The organism is Vibrio sp. 10N.222.52.C3, assembly GCF_041474195.1.
Lineage (GTDB): Bacteria > Pseudomonadota > Gammaproteobacteria > Enterobacterales > Vibrionaceae > Vibrio > Vibrio crassostreae_C.
The window spans coordinates 31,823-54,787 of the sequence record NZ_JBFRTQ010000049.1; the positions used below are offsets into that span (position 1 = coordinate 31,823).

General features: G+C 45.2%; 20 protein-coding genes. 9 read left to right on the forward strand and 11 right to left on the reverse strand.

All coding sequences use genetic code 11. The annotated features are described in order from the left end of the window. Positions 1-36: 36 nt before the first annotated feature. The 6 genes from AB4517_RS09315 to pspA form a co-directional block, all read right to left on the reverse strand. Entirely contained in the window at positions 37-3,147 is a 3,111-nt protein-coding gene (locus AB4517_RS09315; RefSeq protein ID WP_017065336.1) for an efflux RND transporter permease subunit, read from the reverse strand. Next, the gene (locus tag AB4517_RS09320) at positions 3,140-4,225 is read right to left on the reverse strand and encodes an efflux RND transporter periplasmic adaptor subunit (RefSeq protein ID WP_017060312.1); all 1,086 of its coding nucleotides are present in this window, start codon (positions 4,223-4,225) and stop codon (positions 3,140-3,142) included. The genes AB4517_RS09315 and AB4517_RS09320 overlap by 8 nt, the downstream gene beginning before the upstream one ends. Before the next feature lies 1 nt (position 4,226). Then, positions 4,227-5,261, reverse strand: coding sequence for an efflux RND transporter periplasmic adaptor subunit (locus AB4517_RS09325; RefSeq protein WP_372148244.1), 1,035 nt, complete (start codon positions 5,259-5,261; stop codon positions 4,227-4,229). A 158-nt stretch (positions 5,262-5,419) separates the two neighbouring features. Then, entirely contained in the window at positions 5,420-5,806 is a 387-nt protein-coding gene (gene pspC / locus AB4517_RS09330) for an envelope stress response membrane protein PspC (RefSeq protein ID WP_017065334.1), read from the reverse strand. Next, positions 5,799-6,032: an envelope stress response membrane protein PspB gene (pspB, locus tag AB4517_RS09335; RefSeq protein WP_004734605.1), complete on the reverse strand. Its 234-nt coding sequence runs from the start codon at positions 6,030-6,032 to the stop codon at positions 5,799-5,801. Before pspB ends, pspC begins: the two co-directional genes overlap by 8 nt. A gap of 14 nt (positions 6,033-6,046) precedes the next feature. Beyond that, positions 6,047-6,718 (reverse strand): phage shock protein PspA, encoded by a 672-nt coding sequence (gene pspA, locus AB4517_RS09340; protein ID WP_372148245.1) that lies wholly within the window; start codon positions 6,716-6,718, stop codon positions 6,047-6,049. Positions 6,719-6,991: 273 nt separating this feature from the next. On the opposite strand from pspA, the gene pspF reads away from it, so the two are divergent. The 7 genes from pspF (at position 6,992) to AB4517_RS09375 (ending at position 14,171) form a co-directional block, all read left to right on the forward strand. Continuing rightward, a complete protein-coding gene (gene pspF / locus AB4517_RS09345; RefSeq protein WP_372132411.1) occupies positions 6,992-8,014 on the forward strand; it encodes a phage shock protein operon transcriptional activator in 1,023 nt (340 codons plus the stop codon). 102 nt (positions 8,015-8,116) lie between these two features. Continuing rightward, positions 8,117-9,739, forward strand: a complete 1,623-nt coding sequence (gene sapA, locus AB4517_RS09350) for an ABC transporter substrate-binding protein SapA (protein WP_017060308.1) — start codon at positions 8,117-8,119, stop codon at positions 9,737-9,739. Next, positions 9,739-10,701: an ABC transporter permease subunit gene (locus tag AB4517_RS09355; protein ID WP_017060307.1), complete on the forward strand. Its 963-nt coding sequence runs from the start codon at positions 9,739-9,741 to the stop codon at positions 10,699-10,701. Before sapA ends, AB4517_RS09355 begins: the two co-directional genes overlap by 1 nt. Further along, the gene (gene sapC / locus AB4517_RS09360) at positions 10,688-11,575 is read left to right on the forward strand and encodes a putrescine export ABC transporter permease SapC (RefSeq protein WP_017065331.1); all 888 of its coding nucleotides are present in this window, start codon (positions 10,688-10,690) and stop codon (positions 11,573-11,575) included. The genes AB4517_RS09355 and sapC overlap by 14 nt, the downstream gene beginning before the upstream one ends. Then, positions 11,575-12,576, forward strand: a complete 1,002-nt coding sequence (locus tag AB4517_RS09365; RefSeq protein ID WP_017060305.1) for an oligopeptide/dipeptide ABC transporter ATP-binding protein — start codon at positions 11,575-11,577, stop codon at positions 12,574-12,576. Before sapC ends, AB4517_RS09365 begins: the two co-directional genes overlap by 1 nt. Beyond that, positions 12,573-13,355 (forward strand): ATP-binding cassette domain-containing protein, encoded by a 783-nt coding sequence (locus tag AB4517_RS09370; protein ID WP_017060304.1) that lies wholly within the window; start codon positions 12,573-12,575, stop codon positions 13,353-13,355. The genes AB4517_RS09365 and AB4517_RS09370 overlap by 4 nt, the downstream gene beginning before the upstream one ends. 36 nt (positions 13,356-13,391) lie before the next feature. Beyond that, complete coding sequence (locus tag AB4517_RS09375; RefSeq protein ID WP_029235328.1) at positions 13,392-14,171, forward strand: DUF2927 domain-containing protein; 780 nt, start codon at positions 13,392-13,394, stop codon at positions 14,169-14,171. A gap of 98 nt (positions 14,172-14,269) precedes the next feature. On the opposite strand, the gene AB4517_RS09380 is transcribed toward AB4517_RS09375, so the two are convergent. After that, positions 14,270-14,659, reverse strand: a complete 390-nt coding sequence (locus AB4517_RS09380) for a DUF2750 domain-containing protein (RefSeq protein ID WP_004734596.1) — start codon at positions 14,657-14,659, stop codon at positions 14,270-14,272. Positions 14,660-14,808: 149 nt separating this feature from the next. Next, positions 14,809-15,714, reverse strand: coding sequence for a manganese-dependent inorganic pyrophosphatase (locus tag AB4517_RS09385; RefSeq protein WP_017065328.1), 906 nt, complete (start codon positions 15,712-15,714; stop codon positions 14,809-14,811). 201 nt (positions 15,715-15,915) lie between these two features. Here AB4517_RS09385 and AB4517_RS09390 point away from each other — a divergent pair, with 201 nt between their 5' ends. Beyond that, a complete protein-coding gene (locus tag AB4517_RS09390; protein ID WP_017060301.1) occupies positions 15,916-17,130 on the forward strand; it encodes a putative manganese transporter in 1,215 nt (404 codons plus the stop codon). 294 nt (positions 17,131-17,424) lie between these two features. Here the strand turns inward: AB4517_RS09390 and torA are convergent, their stop codons facing one another. The 3 genes from torA to torE are packed head-to-tail and all read right to left on the reverse strand — an operon-like array spanning position 17,425 to position 21,328. Next, positions 17,425-19,887 carry a trimethylamine-N-oxide reductase TorA gene (gene torA / locus AB4517_RS09395; protein ID WP_017060300.1) on the reverse strand — a complete coding sequence of 821 codons (2,463 nt, stop codon included), beginning with the start codon at positions 19,885-19,887 and terminating at the stop codon, positions 17,425-17,427. 24 nt (positions 19,888-19,911) lie between these two features. Next, positions 19,912-21,093, reverse strand: a complete 1,182-nt coding sequence (torC, locus tag AB4517_RS09400; RefSeq protein WP_136974655.1) for a pentaheme c-type cytochrome TorC — start codon at positions 21,091-21,093, stop codon at positions 19,912-19,914. A 52-nt stretch (positions 21,094-21,145) separates the two neighbouring features. Beyond that, positions 21,146-21,328 carry a trimethylamine N-oxide reductase system protein TorE gene (torE, locus tag AB4517_RS09405; RefSeq protein ID WP_004734591.1) on the reverse strand — a complete coding sequence of 61 codons (183 nt, stop codon included), beginning with the start codon at positions 21,326-21,328 and terminating at the stop codon, positions 21,146-21,148. A gap of 436 nt (positions 21,329-21,764) precedes the next feature. Between torE and AB4517_RS09410 the strand changes: the two genes are divergently transcribed. Continuing rightward, positions 21,765-22,559 carry an ABC transporter permease gene (locus tag AB4517_RS09410; protein WP_372123622.1) on the forward strand — a complete coding sequence of 265 codons (795 nt, stop codon included), beginning with the start codon at positions 21,765-21,767 and terminating at the stop codon, positions 22,557-22,559. The last annotated feature ends 406 nt before the right edge of the window (positions 22,560-22,965 follow it).

A 22,965-nucleotide genomic window follows, 5' to 3' on the forward strand; every position in this document is an offset into this window, starting at 1 on the left:
CCCAATTAGGGGCATTATTTCAAAGGTCAGTTGACGTTAAGCCACTTCAATTTTATGGAACAAACGATACAGCACAGGCACTACGATTAGCGTGAGTACAGTCGCAAAGCCTAAACCAAACATGATGGTTACTGCCATTGGTTTGAAGAAGATATCCGGTAGTAGAGGGATCATACCTAGAATGGTGGTAATCGCCGCCATACATACCGGGCGAACACGACTCAGAGCCGCATCAACAACCGCTACATACGGATCTTTACCAGATTTCATCTCAATCTCAATTTGATCAAGTAGTACGATACCGTTCTTCAGAAGCATCCCAGATAGACTCAAAAAGCCCAACAGCGCCATAAAGCCGAATGGTGTATTCAAGGCTAGCAAGCCTGTCGTCACCCCTATCAACGCCAATGGAACCGTTAACCAAACGATCAGAGGCTCTTTCACCGAGTTAAACAAGAACACAGTGATTAAGAACATGAACAAGTAACCCAGAGGCATGGTTGTGAACAGTGACGCCTGTGCATCTGCTGACGACTCATATTCACCCCCCCATTCCAATGAGTAACCCGGAGGCATCTCAATCGCTTCAATCTGTGGTTGTAAGCGTTTCTGTAGAGTTGAGGCCGTCTCTTCACCCAATAGATCAGGATCCGCCATTACCGTTAGCATACGCTTACGGTTCTTACGGATGATCAGTGGATCTTCCCATTCTAGCTCGTAACCTAACGTTACTTGTTGAAGTGGGATGTACTCACTTAATGCTGGGCTCCAGATCTTCATGCCTTCGATGTTACGAATATCGACACGCTCGTCTTCAGGCAAACGAGCCACAATCGGCATTAACGTTGTACCATCACGATACACACCAATCGACTTACCAGAGAAAGACATTGCTAGGAAATCATCAACGTCAGATTTAGTAATACCATAACGACGCGCTTGGCTTTCATTGAACTGAGGCTCTAATACCTTAGTTCTTTCACGCCAATCGTGACGAACGTTAAATGCGCCTTCATCAGCACGCATGATGTCCATCACTTGTGCAGCGATTGAACGTAAAACCGTTGGATCAGAACCCACAATTCGCGCTTCAATTTTCGCACCGCCACCAGGACCTAATTCGATCTGTTTAAGCTTGTAGTCAATCTCTGGGAACTGACCATTTACATGTTCACGGAAGCGTTTCATTAGCCCTTCAAGTACTTCATAACTTTTCACACGAACCGTTATCTCGCCGTAAGCGCTATAACTTTTCTCTGGCGCATAAGTCAGCATGAAACGTTGCAGGCCTTTACCCGCGGTTGTCGTGATATGTTCAACTTCGTCCTGCTCAGCTAGCCAACTCTCAAGCACTTTAAGCTTGGTATTGGTCGCTCGAATATCGGTACCTTCTGGCATCCACACATCCACTTGGAACATAGGTGTGGTTGAAGACGGGAAGAAGGCTTGCTTAACGAAACCAAAACCGTACACACTCGCGCCTAAACCAATAATCAGAACAAACATGGTTAACCAAGCACGCTTCATACAGAACTCAAGGAAGTTTTTGTAGATAACAAAAACCATCCCGTTGTATGGGTCCTTACCTTCGTTATCTGGATCGACCTTCTGACCTTTAAAGAACATGTCGGCAAAGAACGGCGTGAGCGAGATGGCAGTAAACCAACTCAGCATCAAGGAGATCAGTAGCACCGTGAACAAGGTGCCACAGTATTCGCCTGTTGAGTCTTCAGATAAACCAATTGGAGCAAACGCAGTCACCGCAATAACCGTCGCACCAAGCAGCGGCCATTTGGTTTGGGTTACGATATCGGTGGCGGCCTGCATCCGGGTTCGCCCCTTCTGCGTGCCGATCAATATCCCTTCCACCACCACAATGGCATTATCCACCAGCATCCCCAAGGCGATAACCAACGCGCCCAGTGAAATACGTTGTAGGTCGATCTTGAAGTACTGCATGAAAATGAATGTACCGAATACGGTCAATAGCAGTATCAAACCAATCAATAGGCCCGATCTTAGTCCCATGAAGAACAGTAACACCACGATTACGATCGCAACCGCCTGCCCTAAACTCACCACAAATCCGCTTACCGACTTGTCTACCTCTTTAGGTTGGTTATAAACCTCGGAGATGTCGATGCCGACGGGTTGTTGATACTTTAGCTCGGCCAATCTTCGATCAAACGCTTCACCAACCGCTACTACGTTCACGCCTTGCGCAAAAGAGACACCAAGGTTAAGTGCGAGCTTGCCGTTATAGCCAATGATGTTACTTGGCACTTCAACATAACCACGAGTTACATTCGCCACATCTTTTAAATAGATGAGACCTTGAGCACCACCTTCTGTCAGAATTAAATCGCCAAGCTGCTCAACATTCTGGAACTCACCCGTTGGATGAATTCGAATGTATTCGTCGCCAATTCTTACCGCACCCGCACTTGATACAATATTTTGAGTCGATAAAAGATTAAATACCGTGCTTGGAGACAGACCTAAGGAGCTTATCCGCTTCATCGATATCTCAATGAATACTTGCTCTTGTTGTTGACCAGAAACAGAGACCTTACTGACCCCATCAACCAACTCCAGCTCTCGCCTTAGATAATCAATGTAATCCAGCAGCTCTTTGTAGCTATAACCATCACCCGTCACCGCAAGCAAGATCCCGTAAACGTCACCGAAGTCATCAATGACTTGAGGATCATTGACCCCAGGTGGCAGTTCAACCTTAAGATCATTCACTTTTCGGCGAAGTTCATCCCAAATTTGCGGAAGATCGTCCGGACCATAGTTATTCTTCATCGTTACCGTTACCTGAGACAGGCCACGGCTTGAAATAGAGTTCACTTCGTCGACATAGGTAAGCTGTTGAATCGCTTTCTCTAGTGGGTAGGTAACTTCTTCTTCCACCTGCTGAGGCGTTGCCCCCGGGTATGAAGTCACGACCATTGCATCTTTGATGGTAAAAGCAGGATCTTCTAAACGCCCCAAACCGAAGAATGCTGAAACACCACCAATAAGAAAGATCAGAGATAGCATCCAGCTAATGACTTTGTTACGTATAAAGTAAGAAGCAACACCTGTGATCTGATCATCACCCTGTTGATCGTCATTTTGGGGCTTGTTATTTACTTCACTCATTGTTCGTCTCCTGAGACAATACTTCCACTGTCATCCCATCTCGCAATCGCGATACGCCTGCAACAACGACATGCTGCCCCATTTCCAATCCTTTCACTACCTGCAATGTTTCCTGGTTTGCTTTTCCTAACACGACTTGTTGTTTCGAGACTGTCTTGTCGTCGTTAAGAACCCACACATAAGAGTTTTTACGATCCAGTTCATCACCGTCTGCATTGAATACCGCTTCGATCGGAATAAGTACACCAGCTTTTAGCTCCAAACCGATATCCCGCCCGTTTGAGGTCACATCAACGGCCATACCATCAAGAATCAAATCGTCTTCTGGCATCGGCAAAGCTAATGTAACCGTGAAGGTACCCGTACTTGGATCGGGTTCAGTGGTGAACTCTTTAATACCTGCGGTGTATTCATTACCGCTTGGCACTCTCACCACAGCTTCCACGTTCGAGAGGAGCGTTTCATTGGGTTGATTCACATAAATTTGGTCAGGGAGCTGAATCACAACTTCGACATCCTCAACACTGTGAATGTTCACAATCTGTTGGCCTACCTGAATATTTTCATATTGGTCGACACTGACTCGAGAAATAATCCCATCAACAGGCGCACGAAGCATAGTGAACGATAAGCGCAGTTTCGCCAGTTCCAACTCGGCATAAGCAATCTGGCGTTGAGCGGCAATTTCATCGAATTGCGACTTAGCCAATAAGCCTTTCTTCACTAGCGGACTCGAACGTCGGTATTGACTATTGATTACCGTGTAACGAGCTTGAGCATTGTCCACATCCAATTGATAATCGGTTGGGTCAAGCTCGGCAATGATGTCCCCTTTGGCAACTCGTTCACCTTCCTTCACATCTAGCTTGAAGATTTCACCCGCAACTCGGAAACTGAGGTGAGCCTTCTCAGCAGCGTTTGCTACCGCAGGGAAATAGAGTTTGTCGCTAAAATCGATGACTGAAATCTCGATAGCTTTAACCAAGGGCGTGTTATTCACTTCTACAGCTTGCTTATCTTCACAAGCCGTCAGTAAGGCTAAACACGACAGGCCAGCAGCCACTTTAAGTGTTTTCATGTTATAGCCCCCTTTCCTTGATCCACTCTCGAACTTTAATGCCCGACTCAAGACCATTGACGCCAGAAGTCACAATGCGATCGCCATCGTTCAATCCAGAGACGATATGGCGTTTTTCATCGATGACAATGGCAACATTTTCAACAATGCCGTCGCTATTCACACGCCATACAGAGACATCATCCCCATCGGTCATCATTGCTGACGTTGGTATTTTGGTGGCCGCCGCTAACGATGAAACGAGATTTACCGAGCCAGACATACCGGGCAAAATACCCACATCGGTTGGTCTTTCCATTACCATGGTGACTTTGTACGAACCTGTTTTCGGGTCAGCTTCGGTATCCACTTCTTGGAAGGTTAAAACGTAAGAGTTTTCAGGAAACGCATCAAAAACCATGGTTGCATCCATCTCGAACCCTGATGAAAAGCGCGTAATAAGTTGGTCGGGTAATAAGAAGACGACTTTAAGAATTTGATTGGTTTGAATATTCATCACGCCTTGTTTAGCCGCAATGTATTCATGGTTTTCAGCAGGAATGATGGAAATGGTTCCGTCATACGGCGCAACCAAAGTGGTGTAGCGAAGATTCGCGTTAGCTTGATTAAGCACCGCGCGAGCTGAATTGTGGTTCGCTTTCGCTTGGTCGAAATCTTGCTCTGATACCACACGATCTTTACGAAGTTTGATCGCACGTTGATATTGAACATCGGCTAGCTGAAAATTCGCTTTTGCTTGCTTCTCGAGTAGTTGATATTCATCGGGATTTAACTTAGCAAGCTCGTCGCCTTTAGACACGTGCTGCCCAGCGGTCACATCGATGCTCTGCAATAACCCAGGAACACGGAATGCGAGTACCGCTCTGTCACCAGCTTCTGTGGTAGCAGGGAAATTACGCTCAAAGGCATTATTACCGACGGAGACAGTGAAGAGTTTGGCGGGTCTGGACTCAGGTTCAGGCACGGGAGGAAGCTCCTTACCACACCCAGACAACCCAGCTAAGGCTGTCAATAGGACAACGGAGGCTCTATACATTGGTGATCATCCATATCTATAAATATTTTTATAACATAGATTAATCACATGTAACTTACCAGTCAGCGTAAGATTTATTTAGAGAAAATTATTAAAAAAAATAACGGCTTGGAATAAATTTTCCTAAACCGTTATCTAATCCTTTTTAGGTTTTACCACTACATGTTCTTAAATTCACGATTCACTTTAAACGTATCTGAGGTGACATAAGCTTCCATGTTGCGGACACTGGTCTCTAACTTCTGGAAATCACCCTCTAAAGTGTTCAATAGCGACTCTGCAGTTTGCCCTTTTTCCCAAGGCTTTTGCTTCAGCGTATGCTCTTGTTTCGCCTTCATTTGGTCGACATACTGAGGTGGTTGTTTTTCAAGCATAAATGTCAAAGCTAAATACGCTAATAACACCAGAAAACTACCACCAAGCAGTGCTGCTGAGATAACTAAGATGCGAACCAACCACACTTCAAGGCCAAAATAGTTCGCTAACCCTGCACACACACCAGACAATTTGCCGTTAATCGTGTCGCGATACAGTTCTCTACTCATAGTTTCGTCTCCAGTTAGGCGACTCCGCATCCAGTATTTTTTCTAGCGTTTTCACTCGGTCTTGCATGGATTCGGCTTGCGCAGAAAGCTTATGCAGACGTTGAAGATCCGTTTCAGAAAGACCATTGCTGGATTTCTTCTTGCTGCGGTAATGTAAGAATAACCATAGTGGTGCCACGAAGATTAAAAAGACAATCAGTGGACCTGCAATTAGAAATGTTGACATAGACAACTCCTAGATTATTTATCGCGGTTTTCAACTTGTTGCTTCAGTTTCGCTAGCTCTTTTTCGATTTCATCTTGAGCTTGTAGCTCGGCAAACTCTTGGTCTAAAGATTTTGCGTTGCCAGTCTTAGCGTAAACGTCCGCTTCAGCTTCTAATTCATCCACTTTACGCGAGAATTGCTCAAACTTCGCCATTGCTTCGTTGGTTTTGCTTGAGTGCAGGTGTTTTTGAACATCACGACGGCTGCTTGCCGCATTGTTACGAATCATTAATGCTTGTTGCTTTGCACGAGTTTCTGCGATCTTTGTTTCAAGTTTACCAATTTCACTCGTCAATTTTTCGATGGTTTCATGAACCAAGGTTTGTTCGGTGTGAAGGCTCTTGATGATGTCTTCCAGTTTTTGCTTTTCGATTAGCGCCGCTCTCGCCAAATCTTCGCGTTGTTTGGTCAGGGCAAGTGTCGCTTTATTTTGCCAATCTAGAATCTGTGTTTCGATAGCTTCTACTTTACGCGCTAGCTCTTTCTTGTCAGCAATTGCTTTTGCTGAGTTGGTACGAACTTCAACTAAGGTGTCTTCCATTTCTTGGATAATAAGACGAATCATCTTTTCTGGATCTTCAGCCTTATCTAATAGTGCACTGATGTTTGAATTTACAATGTCTGCAAAGCGAGAAAAAATACCCATGAGGAACTCCTTAATTACAATGATGGCAAATGCGTTTCAAATCGTTGTGCGACTTTATCAATCCACTTGCTCAAAAATTTACGTTTGTTGTTAAACCTACCATAAATAATCCAAGTAGCGTGCCAACTTTTAAGCCATTTATTATCAGTTACTTACAATAAAATGGTGATTAACTCGAACCATGCTATGATGAATTTAGCCAAGTATTGGTATTTTTCACCACTATGGCTCTTACATGACCTCTCCAGCGATTAATTCATACAAGGACCCGCTATGCAGCAGAACCTCATTGGTGAATCACCTAGCTTTCTCTCTGTGTTAGATAAAGTTTCCCAACTCGCACCAATAGAAAGACCCATTCTGATCATTGGCGAACGTGGCACAGGTAAAGAGTTGATCGCACAAAGACTGCATTACCTTTCAAGACGTTGGGATCAACCTTTGATCTCATTGAACTGCTCAACCTTAAGTGAAGGTTTGATTGATTCAGAACTGTTTGGTCATGAATCGGGATCCTTTACGGGTTCGAAAGGGCGTCATCAAGGTCGTTTTGAAAGAGCAGAAGGCGGAACGCTGTTTCTGGATGAGCTGGCGACCACTCCCCTTGCGGTTCAAGAGAAACTACTGCGCGTTATTGAATACGGGCAATATGAACGTGTCGGTGGGCAAAAGGCGCTAAGTGCCAATGTCAGACTGGTGTGTGCAACCAATGCCGACTTACCAGACATGGCATTAAAGGGCGAATTCCGAGCAGACCTATTAGATAGACTGGCGTTTGACGTCATTACTATCCCTCCTTTGCGTGAGCGAAAAGAAGACATCATGCTACTGGCAGAATATTACGCCATTAAGATGTGTCGTGAATTGGAATTGGAGTTGTTTGTTGGCTTTGCCCCCTCTGCCGTTGAATCGCTTTTGGATTATTCTTGGCCAGGGAATGTACGAGAACTCAAAAACGTCATTGAGCGAGCTATCTATCAGCACGGAAAAGATCCATATCCTATTGAATATTTGGTGTTTAACCCATTTAAACCCGCATGGAAAACAGAGCAAGATTCCCCTCCGGAAACTGGCAATGAGCCGTCTAACAGCCATACTTCATCAGAGAGCTTGTTTTCTTTGCCGCTTGATTACAAAGCATGGCAAGAACAACAAGACATCAAGCTACTCAACCAAGCCCTCAAACAGAGCAAATATAACCAGAAACAAGCCGCAGAATTACTTGGGTTAACCTACAACCAATTACGTGGAATGGTGAGGAAGTACGCGATTGTCGGACAAGCTAACGATAAATAGCTGTCCACGCTTGATTATTATTTGGAGCCGAATAAATAAAATGTTAAATTGTCCGGATCTTGAGGCTCCTCTAACGCCTCGTTTCGAAAAGTATTTCTTTTTATGAAAGCACTAATAAGACTATCACTGAGCATCTGTACGCTGAGCTTTCTCGCTGGATGTGGTGAGAGTGTGAATCACGAGCAAATCCGTGAAAAAGGCTTCATTTATTGCGGCCAAGGTAATCCTAGTACCTTCAACCCACAGCTGGTTGATAGTGGCATTACCGCAGAATCGCTGAGTCCTCAAATTTTCGATACACTGCTCACTCTTGATCCGATGACGTACCGACCAAAACAGAACTTGGCGACAAGTTGGTCTGTTGATAAATCAGGTACAGAGTACACGTTCAAACTGCGCCCAAATGTTGCGTTCCAAACGACAGACTGGTTCACCCCAACTCGTAGCATGAATGCACAAGATGTGGTGTTTAGCTTTGAACGTGTCATTGATAGTTCAAACCCATTTCATTATGTGGGTGGCGGCCTATACCCGTGGTTTGCCGGAATCGACTTCAAGACCCTGATTGTCGATATCACCGCGGTTGACGACCTAACAGTGAAATTCCAATTAAGTCGCCCAGACAATTCATTTCTCAATAACATCGCCACCAGCTATGCGGTCATTCACTCTAAAGAGTATGCCAATCAGCTCATTGCAGCGGATGAGAAAAATCGAATCGATTCCAATCCAGTCGGCACTGGCCCTTTCTACTTGGATGAATACCAAATCAACGACCTAGTGCGCTTGAAAAAGAACAAGCACTACTGGAAGGGTGAAGTACAAATGGACCAAGTTGTGTTCGATACTTCGCAACGTGGAACAGGCACACTTGCCAAGCTTCTGCGTAGTGAGTGTGACGTGCTCAACTCACCAATTTCTAGCCAAATCCCTATTATTCAGGCTCATGAAGAGTTGAAGATTTCTGCTACTCCGGCGGTTAATGTCTCTTTCATCGCGCTGAATACTGAGCACCCTGCACTGCGTGACTCTCGAGTTCGTAAAGCGCTCAACTTAGCCATCAATCGTCAGAACATTCTTGATTCTGTGTATTACGGTACAGGAACCAAAGCCTACACCTTGCTTCCTCCGACTTCTTGGGCTCACCAAAAAGACAGCGTTCAAGTTCGCTACGACCGAAACTATGCGGTTGCGCTTCTCAAAGAAGCTGGCGTTGAACCTGGGTTAGAGCTGTCAATGTGGGTACCACTAGAGCCACGCGCATACAATCCAAGTCCAAGAAAAACGGCAGAACTTATCCAAGCAAACTTAGCCGATATTGGTATTGAATTGAAACTCTATACCGACGACCGATTTGACCGCACACAGTTGTCCTCTATTTCCTCAACAGACTTGTTGCTTACAGGCTGGATAGGCAATACCGGTGACCCGGACAACTTCTTACGTCCGCTGCTCTCATGCAGCTCTGAGCGTGCAGGGTTAAACGTCTCGATGTGGTGTAATTCAGACTTTGATTTCCTTCTCGACTTAGCATTAGAGATCAATCAACAAAGGCACCGTGTGAACTTGTACCGACAAGCCCAAAACATTCTCAATGAAGAAGTTCCTGTGATTCCTTTAGCTCATGGCGTGCAATTTCGCGTGCACGATCGTTCGCTAACAGGCTTTAAAGCAAGTCCTTTCAATGCCCAACCTTTTGATCAAGTCAGAAGAGAGGTGCAGTAATGTTTTGGTATACATTAAGACGTGTAAACTTATTCGTTATTACGCTAGGAATTCTGACCTTGGTAGGTTTTTCCCTGCTTCGATTAGACCAAACCTCACCTTGGGCAATTCAAGATTTTTGGCCCGGTTGGATTAGCTATATCACTGAATTATCGACGCTAAACTTTGGCCTAAGCAAACACGGTGTGCCTATCATCGATGAGTTGGTCCTGGTGTTCCCTGCAACGCTAGAGCTGTGCTTCTTTGCCTTTGTGTTGGCACTCATCATCGGTATCCCTTTCGGCACCATTGCTGGTATGAGACAAGGTAAATTTGTTGATACCACCATATCGTTCACCTCAATGGCCGGTTACTCTGCGCCTATATTTTGGGTCGCGTTGCTGATGATCATGGTGTTTTCACTGCACTTTGAAATGTTCCCAGTTGGTGGCCGATACGACCTACTTTACGAGATTGAACACGTGACTGGATTCGCGATGATTGACGCCTTTTTTGCCGAGGGTCGCTACCGTGCGCACGCACTACAAAGTGTTATCGAGCACATGGCGTTGCCTTGTCTTGTTTTAGCACTGGCGCCAACGACTCAGGTCATCCGATTGATGAGAGCGTCAGTGGCTGAAGTAATGACGCAAAACTACATCCGCGCTGCGCGAATTAAAGGTCTTTCCACTAGAGAGATCATCACGCAGCACGTGCTAAGAAACGCGATACCTCCGATTATTCCTAAGGTCGGTGTTCAGCTATCGAGTATGTTAACGCTTGCTATTGTTACCGAGTCTATCTTTAACTGGCCGGGCATTGGCCGCTGGTTATTGGATGCCTTATCGAATCAAGATTACGTTTCAATTCAAGCTGGTGTAATTGTGGTGGCTACCTTAGTTTTGACCGCTAATATTCTGTCCGATCTACTGGGCGCGATGATCAATCCACTGGTAAGGAAGGAATGGTATGCTAACAAATAACGTCTACCAAGAAGAACAGATTCCAACCCAGTTCGAACGTTTCTGGCGCAGCTTCCGCAGCAATAATCTAGCTATGTTTGGCTTGTGGTGTTTGGTGCTTATCATTCTGGTCACCGTCACTTCACCGTGGCTAGCCCCGCATGATGCACAAGAACAAACCGGTCACCTATTAACGCCGCCCTCTTGGGATCCTGCGGGAACGGTAGAATACTTTTTGGGTACGGATGACTTAGGCAGAGATATTCTCTCTCGCCTAATAATTGGCTCTCAGTTAACCTTCGGCGCCGCGGTGGTGATTACCTTTATCGCAGCCGTCATTGGTTGTCTGATTGGCGTACTTGCTGGTATGACGCGCGGTTTACTATCAAGCACGCTAAACCACCTGCTTGATACTGTTATGTCGATTCCATCTCTTCTGCTGGCGATTATCTTCGTGGCATTCCTTGGCTTTGGGGAGTTTAATATCTTGCTCGCCTTGTGCTTGGCACTGATCCCGCGCTTTATACGCTCGGTGTACATTGCCGTGCATGCTGAAGTAGAAAAAGACTATATTCTGGCTTCTCGCCTTGATGGTGCGAACGATTTTTACCTGCTATGGAACTCAATCCTTCCGAACATCCTTACCGTGATCGCTCTTGAAGTTACGCTGGCACTGTCAGTCGCAATTCTTGATATCACGGCTTTAGGTTTCCTAGGGCTTGGCGCTCAAGCACCGAGTACCGAATGGGGCTCCATCTTGGGTGATTCGGTCGAGTTGATTTACCTTGCGCCATGGACAGTTACCCTACCCGGCTTAGCTATTATGTTTACAGTTATCGTGATTAACCTCGTCGGTGAAGGTGTTCGCCAAGCGCTAAATGCAGGAATCGAATAATGCCGTTACTTGATATTCGACATCTAACCATCGAGATTGAGACCCCTCAAGGGATGGTTAAAGCCGTAGATCGAATGAGTATTACCCTCAATGAAGGGGAAATTCGTGGCTTAGTAGGTGAATCAGGCTCAGGTAAGAGTTTGGTTGCAAAAGCGATCGTCGGAGTATGTAAAGAAAACTGGAAGGTTTCTGCAGACCGAATGCGCTTAGGTAATATCGACCTACTGCAACTGACGCCGAAAGAAAGACGCCGAGTGATCGCCCGCGATATCGCAATGATCTTCCAAGAGCCATCAACGTGTCTTGACCCTTCTGAAAAAGTAGGTAACCAGCTCGTTGAAGCGATCCCTTCCCATTCGTTTGAAGGTCGTTGGTGGCAACGATTTAAGTGGCGTAAGAAGCAAGCGATCGCATTACTACACAAAGTCGGCATCAAAGACCACTCTCGCCTAATGGACAGTTACTCTTATGAGCTGACAGATGGTGAGTGTCAAAAAGTCATGATCGCAATGGCGATCGCTGCCAAGCCAAAAGTCTTGATTGCTGACGAGCCAACCAACGATTTAGACCCAATTACACAGTCTCAAATATTGCGTCTTTTGAGTCGTATGAACCAGATCAATAACACCACCATCGTGTTGATCGGCCATGACTTAACCACCATTACCCAATGGGCGACTCGCATTACCGTGATGTACTGTGGTCAATCGGTAGAATCCGCTGATACACCGAAGCTGTTGGATGCACCAAAGCACCCGTACACCGTTGCTTTGTTAAAAGCGATGCCAGACTTTAACGACTGGATTCCCCACAAGGAGAAGCTCCAGTCTTTGCCGGGGTCAATTCCACCGCTGCAACATCTTCCTATTGGTTGTCGATTAGGGCCTCGCTGCCCATACGCACAAAGGCAGTGTGTCGAGATCCCACATACGAAACGTATCAAGAACCATAAGTTCAACTGTCACTTCCCTCTGAATATGGAGAAGAAAAAGAAATCATGAGTGCATTATTAGAAGTCAGTGATTTGTCTAAAGACTTTACGACTCGCTCTGGTCTTTTCCGTAAAAAGATTCATCAGGCGGTGAAGCCAGTTAGCTTTTCTCTTGAAGCAGGCCAGACAATTGGTTTTATCGGCCAGAATGGTTCTGGCAAATCAACATTAGCCAGAATGCTCGCAGGCATGGTGGAGCCAACCGCAGGCGAGATCCGCGTGAATGGCGAAAAGCTAGAGCACAAAGACTACTCGACTCGTTGTAAGCTGATTCGAATGATCTTCCAAGATCCGAATACGTCACTTAACCCGCGCATTCAGATCGGTCGAATTCTTGAAGGTCCATTAAAGCGAAACACCAACATGCCTCCAGAAGCTCGTATGCGTCGTGTGAAAGACACACTACTGCGCGTAGGCCTTCTACCGGAACATGCGTATTTCTACCCTCAGATGCTTGCTGCAGGCCAGAAACAAAGGGTTTGTTTGGCTCGTGCCTTAATACTTCAGCCATCCATCATTGTTGCTGATGAAGCTTTAAATGGTTTGGACATGGCAATGCGCTCGCAAATCATCAATCTGTTCTTAGAGTTACAAGAAGAGATGGGCGTATCGTTCGTTTATGTATCTCAACACCTCGGTATTGTTAAGCACATTACCGACAAGATTATTGTCATGCATGAAGGCAATGTGGTTGAGAGTGGGGAAACAGATCAAGTGCTAACCAATCCAACTCACCAAATCACCCAAAGATTGGTTGAGAGCCATTTCTCCAAAGCGCCGAACCACTAACCTGGAATCACGCTACATTTAGCAGAGGGGAAAAGTATGTATCGAACAGCTTCAATGCTTCCCCTCTTGTTGGTGCTGTTGTCCTTTAACGCGACAAGCACACCGCTCACATGGCTAGATAGAAGCTTCGTCGAAACTGCCTTTTATAACGTCGCGCTTCAACACGAATACTCCCAAGGCAACAAACCGCTCGCCAAGTGGAAACAACCGATCAAGATTTGGATCGATCATCGAGTGGGCGATGAGGAACTGCATCAAGAGATCACAGAGCTTCATATCAAACACTTATCTGAAGTCACCCAACATCCAATAACAATCGTCAGTAAAGAGTCCGAAGCGAACGTTAAATGGATATACACAAGGCAGAGCCAGTGGGTATCTGAGGCGAAATCGGTGCTCAAGCTCAAATCAACTCAACATTTAAATAGCGCCATCTGCACGGCGGGCTATAGAACCAATTCTAAAGGCGAGATTGTATACGCTGGGATTGTAATCCCGGTTGATCAGGCAAGATCGCGAGGTAAGCTGGTCGCCTGTATCGTGGAAGAGATCACACAAGTTCTAGGCCTGCCGAATGATTCAGATAAAGCCTACCCTTCTATTTTCAACGACCACACGCCAGAAGACTTATTATCGCCGTTAGACGTAGTGCTACTGCAATTGCTGTATGAACCAGAATTGAAAGCTGGAATGACAAAATCTGAAGTAAAACCTATCGTTCGAAAGATACTCAAGAGATACAGCAAAACAGGTGTGCTTCAGCAAGCTTCTAAAGCCGCACAGCAAGCGCCTTTGTATCAGTTGATTGGGTATTGACGAATATACGTTGGAAGTAACTTAGATGGGATAATTGAATGATAGCGCTGCCTAAGAAAGGCAACGCTGACTTACGATGTTACTGTATTACGAAAGAACTAGCGCTTAGCTGCCTGCTTTTTCAATTCGAAGTCGAACTCATCCGGGAACAAGATAACGCCTTCTTCTTGCTCGTTCGGGAATACTACAACAGCAAGTTCGTCGTCTTCTAGACCGTTCGTCCAGCGACTGTGCCATTTGTTCAACGAAATAGACTCAGCTTTACACTCAGACCAATCACCCGTTGCCCATGATTCTGCGAACTCTTGGTTTGGCCATACTGGAACACAATCTTCATCTTCTGTGTTCAGCATTACACAACCGTGTTCATCGGTTAAGATCCATACTTCACGGTTTGCTACGATTTCTTTCACACAGTATTTCAGGCGTTGCTCGCCCGTATACTTGTTGATTTCAGCGATTTTTTTATCGTCTAGCTGTGTAGTCATCTTAATTTCCTACTTTAGTCAGTAACTTTGCTCTTAAAGCTATTTTATGCCGAGTGTTGTTAACTTCAAACATTATCGATGAAGAAGAAAGTCTACTTCAAAGAAAAACGCCTGCTAAATAAGCAGGCGTTTAATATTAAGCGACTTGATTAAACAAGCTCACCTTGTAGCCAAGGCCAGCCTTGCTTCTTACGGCTTAGTGTATTTTCCATCATTAATACGCCGCCTTTCTCGTGCTTAACCAATTTCTCAGCCCACTCACCTTTGTATAGAAGACGAGTTTGAGCAGTAGTGATATCTGTTAGCATTACCGCAGCGAACGCTAGACCGTCTTTCTCACAACGCTCTTCAAGATCAGCTTCTAGCGCTTCGATCATGCCGTCTACTTGCTCAAGAGTCGCAAGTTCAACTTGACCAACAACAACATCACGACCGTTGAATGGGTAGCCTTTAAGGTCTTTTTCTACTAGCTGTGCAGCAGATAGGCCTTCGATGTTTGTTTTTGCGATTAGAAGCGCTTTGATGAATGCATCAACGTCAGTTACGCCAGCAATTTCAGCAAGCTCAGCAACCGCGTCTTTGTCTTTTTGAGTACATGTTGGAGAAGCGAAACCAACTGTGTCTGAAAGAATTGCAGACATCATTAGTTTAGCGATTTGTTGAGAGATTGCGTGACCTTCAATCTTGAACATGTTGAAAAGTACAGTGTTTGTACAACCAACAGGCCAGATCCAAGCTTCCATTGGGTTTACTGTCATCACGTCGCCTAGACGGTGGTGATCAACAATACCTACGATCTCTGCATCAGCAACATCATCTGGTGCTTGTGCTAGATCTGAGTAGTCTACTAGCCAGATTTTCTCACCAGCAACAGAAGTACGAAGCTCTGGCTTTTCAGCACCAGCGACTTCTAGAATGTGTTGAGTTTCGCGGTTGATCTCGCCTTGGCGAATTGGTGTCGCTTCCTCGCCACGAGCCTTAAGAAGCTCAGTTGCAACTAACGCACTACAAATACTGTCACTATCAGGGTTTTTGTGACCAACAACTAAAATCATGTTTCTTCCTATTACACTAACAATTATGACTCTACCTTTAGAGCCTCTCTTTATTAGCCATACTTTACCTCATTTTTTTAGATTGGTCATGTTTCGTGGGTTTAGCCAATAGTAACAATAGATAAAAAAACAACAAATGCAATTGATAATTATTATCATTAGTATATATTTATCTTAAGCCACTAATTTTGAGTAACACCTATGGATCGACTAATCTCTTTTTTGCCAAGCAGTAGTGCTGCGAAAACAACTCAGTTTTCACTGTCATTTAAGCGCCTGCTTTTGCCTGTCTCACTTGCAGCTTTGGTTGCAGCCCCAGCTACACGAGAGCTGACGGTGACTACTTTGTCAGACGCGTTTTGGGCAGTGTCTTGTTATGTTGCTTTAACCTTGGCTATTTACCACTGGTTAAGTCTGTACATAAACAAAGATAACGTCTTCAATAAGCTCGTCCATCAATCTCGTTCAAACCAAGTGGTATTCGCGGCTCTCATGGGCGCGTTGCCCGGCTGTGGCGGTGCGATAGTGGTAACCACACAATTTATCTCGGGAAAACTCGGATTTGGTGCGGTAGTTGCGGTGCTCGTCTCAACCATGGGTGACGCGGCGTTCCTGCTCATAGCGAGCGAGCCTAAGACAGGTTTAACCATGATGGCGATGGGCGTGATTGTGGGTACTGCGTCAGGCCGAATCATTAACTTGTTTCACGCAGACGACTTCTTACGCCCAAAAAAAGCAGAGAAAAATGAAGTGGTGAGCAGCTGTGCTTCTCAATCTCAAGACAAAGAATCGGTCTCTAAAAAAGCGATAAACCTGCAAGGTTACCTGTGGTCTGTACTGATTATTCCGGGTGCTGCCGTTGCCCTACTTGGCTCTTTTCAAGTCGATGTGAACGAGCTGCTCGCTTTGCCTGAAATGTCGATGGAATGGGCGGGGACAGTTTTGCTGATCAGCTCGATGTTTCTATGGGGCCTCACTCGGGAAATTGAGGATTACAAATCAGCCGTGAGTGAGGACGAAAAGTGTATAGGCTCTCACCCATTGCAAAAGACCGCTCAAGATACAAACTTTGTCACCGCTTGGGTGGTGGTTGCCTTTCTTTTCTTTGAATTTGGCTCTGTGATAGCAAATGTTGATTTTGCGACGCTATTCTCAAGCTGGGGCATCATGCTCCCCCTGGCTGGCGTGTTGATGGGTTTGCTACCGGGCTGTGGACCGCAATTATTGGTCACTAGCTTATACCTTTCAGGCGCCCTGCCACTTTCGGCTCAGGTAGGTAACGCAATTTCAAATGATGGTGACGCGCTATTCCCTGCGATTGCGATGGCTCCCAAAGCGGCACTGGTCGCGACCTTATACTCTAGTGTGCCCGCACTAATCTGTGCTTATAGCTACTGGTTTATATTTGAGATCTAACTTGAGTAGAGTTAACTCCATAGGCTTCTGTAAGGTCGGTACTTTGTATCGGCCTTTTTGTTTCCGCCTGCTTAAGTCTTTCCACAGGTTCTTTTTACATTCCCTTCCTGCTTCACTGCTTCTACCACCTCTCTCAAACAGCGCGTTACAGCCTGTCTCAAAAACGCCCTCTATTAGCCCTGTATAATGCTTATTTAGAAACACCAACACTGATATCAAAAATACAAAAAGCCCCTGTAAGAGTGCTTACAGGGGCTTTAATTCAAGCTTTAATCTTGGTTCTTAAGACAAGACTTAAGAAACTTCGATTGGACCACCGAATGAAGTTACTGGAGGCAGTTTGCCTTGGAACTTCTCGAAATCAACCAAACATGTGTTTGCTGACGTTGCTTGAGCAAGTTCAGACGTACCGATATCTTGAGTCAGTGTGTTTGGATCGCCGTATGTATCTAGCGCGCCCACTTTCTCGTTGATCGGACCGTACCAAGCACCTTCTTCGATACGAACAACACCAGGAGCGTAGCTATCCATTAGAACAGCACCTGCTAGTAGTTGACCACGGTCGTTAAACACACGTACTACATCGCCATCTTTGATGCCTTTCTTCTTAGCATCTACTGGGTTGATGTAGATTGGCTCACGGCCTTGTACCGCGTAAGTCGCACGCCACTCTTCAGATTCACACATCTGAGAGTGAAGACGCTTGTCTGGGTGACAAGATTGTAGCCAGTACGGGTGCTTGTCAGAGCCTGGACCACCGTGTGAACGTTCAGATTTTTCGAACCACATTGGGTGTTCTTGACAGTGCTCGTAACCCATGTTGCCAACAGTACGGCTTGTGATTTCGATGAAACCAGAAGGCGTGCCTAGTGCGTTGATCTCTGGATCTTCACGGAATGAAGCGTGACGAGTCCATGGCTTACCTTTGCCGAAGTCTAGGAAACCTTTCTCCCAGAACTCATCAAACTCAGGCATTTCGAAGCTACCTTCGTTTGATGCGCGACATTCGTCGTACAGAGATTTAACCCACTGCATTTCGTCCATACCACGCGTGTAATCGTCGTAACGACCCCAACGCTTAGTTAGGCTAGACATGATCTCGAAGTCAGTCTTAGACTGGAACAGAGGATCCACTAGCTTGTGCATTGCGATCAAACCACGGCCAGAGTACGCGCCGTAACCATCGATATCGTTACGTTCCCACTGAGTACAAGCTGGAAGAACAATATCAGAGTGACGACAAGTTGCAGTCCAAGCGAAATCAACAGCCACTACAGTTTGTAGGCTCTTGAATGCTTTACGCATCTTGTTGCGATCTTGGTGGTGGTGCCACGGGTTGTTACCACTGAATACCATCATCTTGATGTCAGGCAGTGTCACTGTTGCGCCGTTTGCTTTGATCTTCTTACCTGGCTCTAACAGGCTATCTACCCAACGAGCAACAGGGATTACGCGGCTGTAACCGTTGTAATCAGTGTTAGTGTGCTTAGGCGATTGACCTTTGTCGATGTTCAGCGGGAATGAACCCGGAGCAGCGAAGCCAGTTGAAGATACACCGATACCAGAGTAGTGGTGACCGTAAGAGATACCACCGCCCGGAAGACCAATTTGGCCAACCATTGCTGCGATAACTGCACACATCCAGTAAGGCTGTTCACCGTGCTCTTGACGTTGGATACTCCAACCAACAAGAATCTGTGTACGACCGTTAACCAGCATCTTAGCGAAGTCACGAATAGAGTCCGCGCTTGCGCCACAGATAGCAGAAGCCCATTCTGGCGTCTTCTCAACTCTGTCTTTCGTTTCACCTTGAACGTACTTGATGAAATCTTCAAAACCTAGACAGTAAGTTTCGATGAACTTCTTGTCGTATAGGCCTTCGTTGTAAAGAACGTGAGCAACACCAAGCATGAACGCCACATCAGTTTGTGGGTTGATGTACATTTGCTCGTTTTCTAGGTAACGACCTGTTTTGTTTTTAACAGGGTCAACAGAAACAACGTTGATCTCTTTCTTAGCAACTTTTTCTTTCAGCTGTTCTAGGTATGCGAACGACTCGTGAGTCTCACATGTCCAACCTACTTGAAGGTTTTTAACTGGATCGTTACCCCAAAGAACAATGTTGTCACTGTTTTCTAGGATAAGTTCCCAAGATGTACCTTGTGCGTAAACTTCAGTAGAACCTAGCACGTAAGGCATGATCGTTTGACCAGCACCTGTTGAGTAGTCACCGATTTTCTTCACAGAGTAACCGTGAAGTGCCATTGCACGTTGCATGTGGTTAGTACAGCTATGGAACTGACCTGTTTGTCTCCAACCAGTTTGACCTGTGTGAAGCGCCCATGGACCGTAATCTTTCTGTACGCGCTCTAGCTCGCGGTAAACAAGGTCTAGTGCCTCATCCCAAGTCACACGAATAAAGCGGTTGTTACCACGCGTGTCTGCGCTGTACTTATGCTTCTTCAACCAATCTAGGCGAACCATTGGGTAACGCACACGTGATGGGCTGTAGATAATACCTTTAATACCTTTCAGCATCTCTGTTGGGTGCTGATCGATTTCTAGAGGTTTAATTTCTTGTACTTTACCCGCGTAAACGCGAGCTCGGAATGCACCCCAGTGAGAACCAGAGACTTTCCACGCGCCGTCTGTTTCTGCAGCAGACGCTGATGCCGACGCCAATAAGCTTGGACCGATAACCGATGCCGCACTTGTAGTAGCGACACCTTTCAGGAAACTTCTTCTTGTAATTGCCATTGTGTTACTCCAATTGACGTCTTATTAGTGATGGCCTTCAGAAAAATCTGATGAGTGCTTCTGTAGATACTTAAGAACAAGTGCTTCTGTATCTGTATCGAAGTTAACGAACGCAATCATACCATCTAGCATGCCTACCCAACCGTTAGCGCTGAAGTGAGCTTCATCTGGCTGTGAGTGACACGTTGAACAGTTAGATTGGTACGCTTGACCCGCTGCGTTCCAGATTGGATCGAAGTTATCAACCATAGACTCTTTCTTCATCCAAAGTGCTAGGTTAACTTCTTCCCATGGAAGGCCAGTAAGCTCATCTTCTTTCTTCTCACCAACAGTGACAACGTCACTTTGAGATACTTCTTTCGTCAAGATTGCAGTTGAGATGTTCATACCGAAGTCTTCTTGGATTACACGTCCGAAGCCTTTCGCTTTACGCCAACCGTCGATTTGAATCTTGATCATGTCGCCTTTTTCGTCGATAACCGCAACTTTACTTGCAGGGCTTAGTAGACCCGCTTCAACTGTTGCTGTTTCATCTGTGTACATTGGCAGGTGACGAATAGAGATCACGTCAGAACCATTAGCGTAAGATGTGCTGCTTGCTACATTTTCTAGCTCGCCAACAATACCGCTCGCTGATGCCATATCTAATGGAAGGTTGTGAGCAATACCTTTGTGACAGTCAACACAGCTTTGATCACGCTCTGCCGCGTTCTTCATCTGGATACGCGCTGTTGGGCGCATGTTTTCGAAATCCATTGAATCGTAGTTGTGGCAGTTTTTACACTCTAGAGATTTGTTCGAAGAGAAACGATCCCATTCGTGTTTAGCCAGTTCGATACGACGAGCTTCGAATTTCTCAGGTGTATCTAGGTCACCAAATACTTGAGCAAAGACTTCTTTAGATGCTTGCATCTTACGAGCAATTTTTGCTGTCCATTCATGTGGAACGTGACAGTCAGGACAAGTAGCACGTACACCAGAAGTGTTTTTCCAGTGAACCGTTTCTTGTAGTTCTACGTATACGTTGTCACGCATGGTGTGACAGCTTACACAGAACTCTTCTGTATTTGTATGTTCTAGCGCTGTATTAAAACCGCCCCAGAAAATAACACCGGCGATAAAGCCACCCATGGTTAGTACACCAAGACTGATGTGTACTGCTGGGCGAGTCATTGTGCGCCATAATTTAACTAAAAATGATTTCATGTTTAGCTCTCTTAAAAATTAGTTCTAATAAAAATGTGATAGCAAGAGGGCATTACATGCCGCCGTGTGCACCTGGAGGACCTAATACAAACACTTGCAGTGCCCAAACTAGAAAGCCGTAGCCTCCTACAAAAGCCACACTTAATATTGGAAAGAGAACCACTGCAATGAAGAGGAATGACTTCCACTCCAACGAGCGTTTTTCGCCAGTTTCAATTTTATTAACATCACTCATACATTTTGCCTATTTTGTATTTAGTAATTTCGAGTAGCTCATTCTAAGGAGCTAAAGTTCTTGAGTATCTAACAACAAATTTTAGACCATACACAAAGTAGGGTTCAATCAAATCTCTTGTTATAACCCTTGCTAATCAATACTTTTTTGAGGTCATCCAAACTTGTTTTCAGTTAAACAAACTTATTAAAAAGTATTAACAAATGTGAAGAATTAAGTATATTTCACAAATGTTAAAAACCAACACTCGCGCAACTATTTGACAACCGATTTTAACTTTTTACCTACTAAGTAGTAGCCAAAAAAGCCTCAAACAACCACTATTTTGTGTTTTGTTTGTTAAATAATTGATCGTTTTCGAATCAATGACTTTGCAGTTGAAATGCATCATTTGGCACTTTCAGATATGATATAAGCCTTATTAAAAGGAAGCATTATGCAAGACGTTATTGATATATCTTGGTGGCAATTATTGTTTTTCAGTTCACTTCTCTTGCTGCCAATTGTAATCAACCACAAGCTAAAACTTAGCCTTGGCAAAGAGGCTTCTATCAGCATCATTCGCATGACTGTTCAGCTATTTCTGGTTGGCCTCTACCTAGAATACCTGTTCACTTTGAATAGCTTGTGGGTCAATTTACTGTGGTTATTTACGATGATTATCGTTGGGGCAAGCTCGATTGTTGAAAAATCCAAGTTACCGCGAAACCTATTGTTAGTCCCTGTCGCTGTGAGCCTAGCGGTAACCTGTGTACCCATTGTCTTGTTTATCTGCTTATTCATCATTAAACCAACACCGGTTTTTAACGCACAGTACTTAATCCCTATTGCAGGGATGTTATTGGGTAATAGCTTAAGCAGTAATATCGTGGCATTGCAGAACCTGTTTGGTGCCTTTGAAACACAGAAATCAGAATATGAAGCAGCAATCGCGTTAGGCGCGTCTCCTACTTATGCTGCTGCGCCTTTTGTACGTAATGCAATACAGAAAGCGATGTCCCCTATCATGGCCTCTATGGCAACCACAGGCTTAGTAACGCTGCCGGGAATGATGACTGGACAGATCTTAGGTGGTGCTTCACCGATGATCGCGATTAAGTATCAACTGATGATCATGCTGGCGATTTTCGTGATGATGAGCTGCTCTCTAGCCCTTGTACTTCACCTCTCATTGAAGACATCTCTGACCAAAGAAGGGCGAGTTCTCGCTCAAATACAGCCTTCGAAATAACCTCCCTACTCCACTTAGATCTGGTTACTCACTGAATTTGAGACAGGTTATCCACAGAAACTGTGGATAACCAAATCAATATAGATCCTTTTTTGTCCATTTCGACCCAAGGAAAGATCATCGCCTTCGATCTTTGGGTGATTTCAAAGACATATACACACATGGTAATCAGCGCTGTTGAATTTTCAGATGATCATTAGAGAGATGAAGAAGTAGGTTTTCCACAATCGAGTAGGAGGAGGCCTCACGGCCTCCGTCCTCTCACACCACCGTACAAGCGTGGGTCGCATACGGCGATTCCGAATACATTTTCAGTGACTCATACCAATCTCGCAATGAGTACAGGCCCAACTCCTCGAACCATTTTATTGGCATGGCGTGATTTAACTGCGGCGTTAAGGCCAAG